The following is a 6,544-nucleotide window of genomic DNA, read 5'->3' on the forward strand; positions in this document are numbered from 1 at the left end:
CATTTTACCTTAAAACGATAGGCCTAGAGACACAAATAAAAACTCCGCAATTTTGCGGGGTTTTTTAATGCTCTAAAATTGTTTGCGTGTTATTGCTTAAGTTGAGTTAAAAAAGTTTTCTTTAATGGCTTAATTTTCATTAAAAGTTAACTATTTAATTCTTTAGAGAATGATAAGTAAACTCTTCAGAAGAAAAAATATTCGACTATAAAGGGAGAGAGTTGGTTTAAAAAAGTCATTTAAAAATTAAAACCTAAAGAGGCAACAAAATTGCTGTAAATTGAATTTATGTTAGCAGTGTTGGTTAAGCCAACGGAATATAATTGTTGATTTCTTTCCTCTTCAGATCTTGAATAAGCAAGATCACAAGTAAACTTTCCAAAATTGTAGCCTGCGCCAAGTGAAAAGCCCATTAGATTACCAACGATGGTATCATCTTGATAAGGGCTTTCCTCATAATGAAAACCACCGCGAAGGCTTAATTGATTTATGCGAAATTCAGCACCGGCTTTGTATGCAGAAACACCTTTTAATGTGTTTTCTATTGTTCGGTTTAATTCATTAAAACCAGAACCATTTATAGGGATAAACTCAATTTGGGAATAATCTTTATAAGAATAATCAAAACTAATAAGTCCGTTTTGCCCAAAAATATATGCGGCACTTGCTGAAATTTTTCCTGGAGTTCTTAGAGTATAATCTTCATAAACGTTTATTACGCGCGGATCAATAAATTCATTTATAGTTTGTCCTTCAAAAACGCGTCTGCTTTCAAGGCTTTGTGTGGTTTCTTCAGAAAGTTGGAACCAAGTTGGCGTATCAAAACTTAACCCAAAGCGTAAATTGTTTGCCACTTTTGCAATTCCACCTACTTGTGCGGAAATTCCAGCGCCAGTAACGGAAAGATTATTTTCAAATCCAACTCTATTTACTGTAGAGCCAGGGTTTCCATTACTTTCAAGCAAAAATGAACTTTGGTCAAATTCAACGGTATGGGTATTTATATTTATTCCGAAGAAAAGATCATTCGTGATTTGAGTGGCAAGATTTATAGAGAATTTACTATTGTAACCCTGCGAAAGATATGCATACTCTTGGTTGAAATTTCCACTAGAAACATTGGAGGTATAAGCAGTATTTGAAGGGTTGTTTGGGTCAACTGGATCAAAAAGAAACGCTTGGTAGCCTAAAAAAGCATTCTGTGCAACGGTTCCTTCATACTCGCCAAGATATTGGTATAAATCTGAAATAGATTCGCCAGATTGCAATTGTAAAAGGTTTAGCGGAATTCCTTGGGCTTGTGCCACAAAAAAATCGCCAATGGAAGTATTTCCAATACCAGCGATATATATTTGATTTTCGAAATTTTTGTTGACGTTATAATTCAATCCAATTGTAAATTTTTTAAAGGCCGATTCCTCATTTGAATTATTAATAACGAATATACCTCCCAATTGGTTTAATGTAACATCATCGGAAATAGTTTTTTCATTATTGTTGAAGTAATTTGCTTTATTTTCAACATCAAACAAAGAAGCGGAAAGTTGCAATCCAGAATTTAGAAAAACTGCGCCACCAGCTGGATTAACACTCATTGCTGAAAAATCACCGCCCAAAGCACCCATTGCGCCACTAAGAGCAGTAAAACGGGCAGTGCCGATATTCTGTTCGTTACTGTATCTTAAACCATCCGTTGTGTTTTGGGCTTGGGTAACTGCAAAAGAAAAGGCAGCTATAATGAAGAATTGTATTCTTTTCATAGAGAAAAACTTATAAAAAAATATTTTGATGAATTATTTTAACCGCGTCCGCCACGTCCACTGCTTGAGCGTCCGCCACTGCTGCTTCCGCTACTAGATCTTCCACTGCTTCCTCCAGAGCTTCTAACTGAGCCAGAGTTGCTGCTTCTTGTAGGCGTAGAATAGTTGCTGCTTCGTGTTGTATTGCTTCTAGTGGGTTGAGAATAATTACCGCTACGGGTTGTATTGGAACGCGTGTTTCTAATTACATTATTTGAATTAGATCGAGTTGTATTACTGTTGCTGCGGATTGTTCGGGTATTATTATTGGCTCTAACGTTATTTCTATTTACACGGCGTGAAATTTCGGAACGGCTGTAAGAATTTCTAGTGGAAACATTATTTGATCTTCCTCTGGATTCCGTTCTGCTATAATCCGTATTTCTTCTGCCCCGGTTATATGAAACACCATTATAATATTGATTGTAAGGGTAGTAAGAGTTGTAATAACCATAACCGTGGTAATAAGGATATCCATAGCCATAACCATAGCCATAATAAGGATAGCCCCATCCATAACTTATTCCCCAATAAGGAGAATAGCCATAATATGGATAATAATCCCAATAACCACCATACCAGTAAGGTCTGTGGTAGAAACCATATCCATAACCGCCATAATTATAAATATTTACTGTAATATCTTCTGCGTTACTACCCCAAGGGCCGTAGCCTTCTTCATCACTGTAATTATCTTCTATAACTATGTTGCCGTCTTCATCTAGACTCTCTGTTGTTGAATAAGCCTCTATGTCTGTAAAAATCGCCCCTTCCTCAGGCAGATCGGAATAGGTATTTGACTTAGATTCGAAATACTGCTTGTAATAATTTGCTTTTTCGGAAGAATTATCATCGTTATTAACTTCCTCATTTGCATTATTGCCGGAAGCGTAAATGCCGTCATTTTGATTATAACCTTTGTTGTATGTTCCACAGGAAGTGAGCAAAAGAGCAAAAACCCCCATAAATGCTAAAGGGATGAAACGTTTTATATTAAATTTTTGAGTGGACATATCTGTGGTAATTTTATTGTTGAACATCATAAAAATAAGTAGTTTTGCGGACAATAACTAATCATTTAACATAGACACAACATTTGTGCCAAAAACAGGGCTATGGCAAAGAATTTAACAACAAGGGAGGAGGATTACTCCAAATGGTATAATGAATTAGTAGTCAAGGCAGATCTTGCTGAAAATTCAGGAGTTCGGGGCTGTATGGTTATAAAGCCATATGGATATGCAATTTGGGAACGGATGCAAGCGGAATTGGATCGAATGTTCAAAGAGACAGGGCACCAAAATGCTTATTTTCCACTTTTTATTCCTAAATCTTACTTTAGTAAAGAGGCAAGTCACGTTGATGGTTTTGCTAAGGAATGTGCAGTTGTTACACACTATAGATTGAAAAATGCAGAAGATGGTAGTGGTATTATTGTGGATCCGGATGCAAAACTGGAAGAGGAATTGATTGTCCGCCCAACTTCAGAAACCATAATTTGGGATACTTATAGAAAATGGATCCAATCCTATCGCGATTTGCCGCTTTTGATCAATCAATGGGCAAATGTGGTACGTTGGGAAATGCGAACGCGTTTATTTTTGCGCACTGCGGAATTTCTGTGGCAGGAAGGTCATACAGCCCATGCGACCAAAGATGAAGCCATTGCAGAAGCAGAACAAATGATGAATGTATATTCAGATTTTGTTGAGAATTACATGGCTATTCCGGTTATAAAAGGAACAAAAACTGCCAGTGAGCGTTTCGCAGGTGCTTTGGAAACCTACTGTATTGAAGCTTTAATGCAGGATGGAAAAGCATTGCAAGCGGGGACATCGCACTTTTTAGGGCAGAATTTTGCAAAGGCTTTTGATGTAAAATTTACTTCAAAAGAAGGCGAACTTGATTACGTTTGGGCAACTTCTTGGGGTGTTTCTACACGTTTGATGGGGGCTTTGGTTATGACGCACAGTGATGACAATGGCTTGGTTTTGCCTCCAAACTTGGCGCCAGATCAAGTGGTAATTGTCCCAATTTATAGAAATGATGAAGAGTTTGAAGCCGTAGATAAAGTGGCCAGGGATTTAATGAAAGAATTGCGCTCTAAAGGAATCCGTGTGAAATATGACAACCGCGATACCCAAAAACCGGGTTGGAAATTCAATGAATACGAATTGAAAGGGGTTCCTGTACGTATTGCCATTGGTCCAAAAGATGTTGAAAAAGGAACGGTGGAATTGGCTAGACGGGATACACTTCAAAAAGAATTCATAAGCAATGAAAATGTTGTTGAAAAAGTTGTTTCGTTGATGGAGGAAATTCAGAATAACCTTTATAAAAAAGCTATTTCCCATAGATCTGAAAACACCACGGAAGTTTCTTCTTATGAAGAGTTCAAGAAAGTTTTGGACACCAAGGGCGGCTTTATTTTGGCCCACTGGGACGGGACAGCTGAGACCGAAGAGAAAATTAAAAACGAAACAAAAGCTACTATAAGATGTATTCCTTTAGATGGAAACATTGTGGCTGGAACCTGTATGGTTACTGGAAATCCTTCCCAGAGAAAAGTACTTTTTGCAAGGGCTTATTAATTTTTTTTGAAAAAAGTAATTTAGGATTTGCGGCATTCAAAAATAGTTGTATTTTTGCATCCGCATTTAAAAACAAAGAATGGTCCGTTCGTCTAGGGGTTAGGACGCCAGGTTTTCATCCTGGTAACAGGGGTTCGATTCCCCTACGGACTACAAAAATTAGAATTTAATAAAAACAAAATGGCAAATCACAAGTCAGCATTAAAGAGAATAAGAAGCAACGAGGCAAAGCGCTTGCGTAACCGTTACCAGCACAAAACTGCCCGTAACGCCATGAAAAGATTTCAGGAGCTTACTGACAAGAAAGAAGCTGAAACTATGTTTCCAAGCGTTGTTTCTATGATTGATAAATTGGCGAAGAAAAACATTATTCACAGTAATAAAGCTTCCAATTTAAAATCGAATATGGCTAAGCACGTAGCTGCGCTATAATTCTTAATAAGAAAATTTTGAAAACCCTTTCAGGAAACTGAGAGGGTTTTTTGGTTGAAAATTTTTAAATTTTTTATTGATTTATAACCGAAGCGGGAACCAAATCTGAATAATCCCCATCGTTTCTCATTATATCGCGAACGATTGTGGAAGATATATTTGAAACTTCGGGGGAACAGATTAAGAAAATGCTTTCAACCTTTGCCATTTTATAATTGGTCTGTGCGATGGGTTGTTCATAATTCAAATCGGTAGTATTTCGCAAACCCCGAATTATAAATTGGGCTTTTTCAGAAATACAGAATTTTGCTGTCAACCCAGAATAGCTTTTTACAGTGATTTTCGATTCCCCTTCAAAGGTGTTTTTTATAAACTGAATTCTTTCTTCCAAAGAAAACATCGTTTTTTTATCAGCATTTACGCCAATGGCAATTATCAATTCATCAAAAAGCGGAAGTGCACGTTTTATAATATCCACATGCCCAAGTGTTATTGGGTCAAAAGTTCCGGGAAAAATTGCACGTCTCATTTTTATGGTATTGGGTTACTAAGTTAATGAGTTAAAAATAAAACTGGTTTTCTTTTCAGAAAAATTTCGAAATTAAAATAGCCAATGCGGCAATTACTGTAGCTAAAACTACGCCGCGTGCTCTATAATACTGCTTCTTTTTCAGAAAAATAAAAAATACACCTAAATTTAAAATAGCGCCCAAAGCGATTAAACTTCCTAAAAAATCATTTTCAAGTGCGGCTTGTAACGTAGATTCCAAACTAAGTTTTGAAAAAAAGAAAATATATAAATAAGTGCCGGCCATGTTTGCGGCCAAACCTATAATAAAACCAATTAATATCTCTTTTATGTGTGGCTTCATATTTCTTTCAATAATTTAAAAATCCCAAGTGTTGAGTTCTTTCATTGCATGGTGGGCAGTAAGGTCAAACTGCACGGGAACCACTGAAACAAAACCGTTGTGAAGTGCCCATTCGTCAGTATCCTCGCCTTTGTCCTCGTTCACAAATTCGCCAGTAAGCCAGTAATAATCACGGCCAAGTGGATTTGTGCGTTTATCAAATTTTTCTTCCCAATGTGCGTTTGCTTGCCTGCAAACTTTGATGCCTTTTATTTCTTTAGCGTTTAACTTTGGAATATTAACATTTAAAACAACCCCTTTTGGAAGCCCATTTTTTATAGTTTGCTGTGCAATTGCTTTTACAAATTTCTTCGCAGGGTCAAAATCTGCTTCCAAGGAATAATCCAAAAGTGAAAATCCAATAGATGGAATGCCCAGCGTTCCTGCTTCTACTGCTGCGCTCATTGTGCCGCTGTAAATAACGTTTATTGAAGAATTACTTCCGTGGTTGATGCCGCTTACACAAAGATCCGGTTTGCGTTTCAAAATTTCATTCACCGCCAACTTTACGCAATCCACAGGCGTACCGCTGCAACTGTATTCTTTATGTGGGTCGCCATTGGTCATTTTTATACTATTGCAATACAAAGTGTCGTTTATGGTTATGGCGTGGCCCATTCCGCTCTGTGGCGAATCTGGTGCCACCACACAAACATCGCCAAGGGTATTCATAACTTCAATTAAAGTTCGAATTCCAGGTGCGTTGATGCCATCATCATTGGTAACTAATATTAACGGTCTTTTTTTAGACATAAATCTTTTTGAATTTTGAAGAAACAAAAATACAGTTATTAATTCAGAATTCTGAATT

The 6,544-nt window shown here is 37.0% G+C and carries 7 protein-coding genes and 1 tRNA gene; 3 read left to right on the forward strand and 5 right to left on the reverse strand.

Annotation, left to right across the window (positions count from 1 at the left end; all coding sequences use genetic code 11):
* Positions 1-239: 239 nt before the first annotated feature.
* Complete coding sequence (locus tag A7A78_RS11925) at positions 240-1,760, reverse strand: OmpP1/FadL family transporter (protein ID WP_068762694.1); 1,521 nt, start codon at positions 1,758-1,760, stop codon at positions 240-242.
* Positions 1,761-1,798: 38 nt separating this feature from the next.
* Positions 1,799-2,812: a hypothetical protein gene (locus A7A78_RS11930; RefSeq protein WP_131811142.1), complete on the reverse strand. Its 1,014-nt coding sequence runs from the start codon at positions 2,810-2,812 to the stop codon at positions 1,799-1,801.
* A 102-nt stretch (positions 2,813-2,914) separates the two neighbouring features.
* On the opposite strand from A7A78_RS11930, the gene proS reads away from it, so the two are divergent.
* From proS to rpsT, 3 genes are all read left to right on the forward strand, one after another.
* A complete protein-coding gene (gene proS / locus A7A78_RS11935; protein WP_068762696.1) occupies positions 2,915-4,390 on the forward strand; it encodes a proline--tRNA ligase in 1,476 nt (491 codons plus the stop codon).
* Between the two features lie 81 nt (positions 4,391-4,471).
* Positions 4,472-4,543: transfer RNA gene (locus tag A7A78_RS11940), tRNA-Glu, on the forward strand.
* A 27-nt stretch (positions 4,544-4,570) separates the two neighbouring features.
* Complete coding sequence (rpsT, locus tag A7A78_RS11945) at positions 4,571-4,822, forward strand: 30S ribosomal protein S20 (protein WP_068762697.1); 252 nt, start codon at positions 4,571-4,573, stop codon at positions 4,820-4,822.
* A 73-nt stretch (positions 4,823-4,895) separates the two neighbouring features.
* Here rpsT and coaD read toward each other — a convergent pair whose 3' ends face one another.
* Genes coaD through surE form a run of 3 tightly spaced genes read right to left on the reverse strand, consistent with a single transcriptional unit; the run spans position 4,896 to position 6,486 of the window.
* Positions 4,896-5,351 carry a pantetheine-phosphate adenylyltransferase gene (gene coaD / locus A7A78_RS11950; protein WP_068762698.1) on the reverse strand — a complete coding sequence of 152 codons (456 nt, stop codon included), beginning with the start codon at positions 5,349-5,351 and terminating at the stop codon, positions 4,896-4,898.
* 55 nt (positions 5,352-5,406) lie between these two features.
* Positions 5,407-5,694 carry a hypothetical protein gene (locus A7A78_RS11955; RefSeq protein ID WP_068762699.1) on the reverse strand — a complete coding sequence of 96 codons (288 nt, stop codon included), beginning with the start codon at positions 5,692-5,694 and terminating at the stop codon, positions 5,407-5,409.
* A 15-nt stretch (positions 5,695-5,709) separates the two neighbouring features.
* A complete protein-coding gene (surE, locus tag A7A78_RS11960; RefSeq protein WP_068762700.1) occupies positions 5,710-6,486 on the reverse strand; it encodes a 5'/3'-nucleotidase SurE in 777 nt (258 codons plus the stop codon).
* Positions 6,487-6,544 lie beyond the last annotated feature (58 nt).

The organism is Aequorivita soesokkakensis (genome assembly GCF_001641085.1).
Taxonomy (GTDB): Bacteria; Bacteroidota; Bacteroidia; order Flavobacteriales; family Flavobacteriaceae; genus Aequorivita; species Aequorivita soesokkakensis.